The organism is Bradyrhizobium sp. LVM 105, assembly GCF_003957705.1.
GTDB classification, from domain to species: domain Bacteria; phylum Pseudomonadota; class Alphaproteobacteria; order Rhizobiales; family Xanthobacteraceae; genus Bradyrhizobium; species Bradyrhizobium frederickii.
The window spans coordinates 1-1238 of the sequence record NZ_QZMV01000090.1 but is presented as its reverse complement, the minus strand read 5'-3'; the positions used below and the strand labels follow the sequence as shown (position 1 = coordinate 1238).

Annotated in this window: 1 protein-coding gene; it reads right to left on the bottom strand. The window is 55.8% G+C overall.

Going from position 1 to position 1238, the window contains the following annotated elements:
* Nucleotides 1–286: 286 nt before the first annotated feature.
* On the bottom strand, nucleotides 287–685 hold the full coding sequence (locus D6B98_RS39605; RefSeq protein ID WP_126262255.1) for a phasin family protein: 399 nt from the start codon (nucleotides 683–685) through the stop codon (nucleotides 287–289).
* Nucleotides 686–1238: the final 553 nt, after the last annotated feature.

Sequence of the window (1238 nt, the reverse complement as noted above, 5' to 3'; positions counted from 1 at the left end):
CGCACGGCAGCCTAACCCCGGCAGAGGCTCCACTTATCGACGCGGATATTCTGTTCAGACAACCGGGGCCAGCTCACCAAGACCGAGGCAAAACCAAAGCACGCGCCTATCGAACATTTTCGGTTCCCCGAGCAGGTGGTTCCTATATCCGTGTTGGGGGTCGGCGGCGATACTTATGGAGCATGGCGACAACAATTCCCACGAGACCGGGTCTGGATCTCAGTTCGGGATTGGAGTCCGGAGGGAATAGCGCGCCGTCGGCCCTATTTCACGCGTGGCCGATTGCTTAACTTACCGCAGGCCGATGGACGTGTTTCAAACGATCCAATATCTTTGAGCCTTCGCTGAACGATTTCGACCAAGATTGCTCCGCAAAATCCAGGTGGCACTTCAGTAGCTCAGACGGGGTTTTCGAGTCGGCAAGAGCTCTCAGAAAAGCAGCCTGGTCGTTCAGAGAGGAAGCAGCCAATTTTAACGTGTCATTCAGTGCCGCGGCGAACAAGTTCCTTGTCGCTTCGATTGATTTTTGCCATTCCGGAAGCGTAAATGAAAGGCGCGATGCAGCTGCCGCCTTTTCTTCAATATGATCAGTCGCGCCACCCGCTCCAGGGGGTGATGCCTCGGCCAGTTCGGGCCCACGTGTTCGCCGTTCGCGTTTCTCGTCTTCGTGTATAGTCGCGGTCATCCGATATCTCCCCGAAAGGATTTCTACTGCTGAGTGGCTCGCCGCTCAGTTTCAATCAGCAAGCTTCCGAGGGTACCACTACCTTCAACATGTCATACCTGCCTTATCTGGTAGCGCTCGATCGGGAGAGAGAAGCAGACATCCGTTAGAGCCGCCCCGCTCAAGGAACAACGTGAAGTTCACTCAACGATCTTGGATTATTGAAGGATATGATCAGGCCATGTGTAGGGTGAACTTGGCTACTTGATCCGTACATAGGCGGCCAACGCGACCAGCCCAGGCTTGCACAAAATGTCTGACACGCCATTAAGCTATCACACTGTCCAGGCATGCATCGAGCCGAGGCGCTCACGAGCGGGCTGTCGACGCGAGCGTGAAGTCGCCTGCAGCCTCGCATGGAATGCAAATGTCGACCGAACCAGCCGACGGAAACGCTCGGCGACTGCGATGTGGCGAAATCGACGTCTTGGCACATGGTCGACCGTGAAGAACGTTGATCATGAGGTCTGTTGACGGGATGACCAGGCGCCGGCGAACAGGAAGGCGCAGCAGA

Coding starts and splice junctions, on each gene's coding strand:
- D6B98_RS39605 (WP_126262255.1), bottom strand. CDS start 685: ATGACCGCGACTATACACGAAGACGAGAAACGCGAACGGCGAACACGT.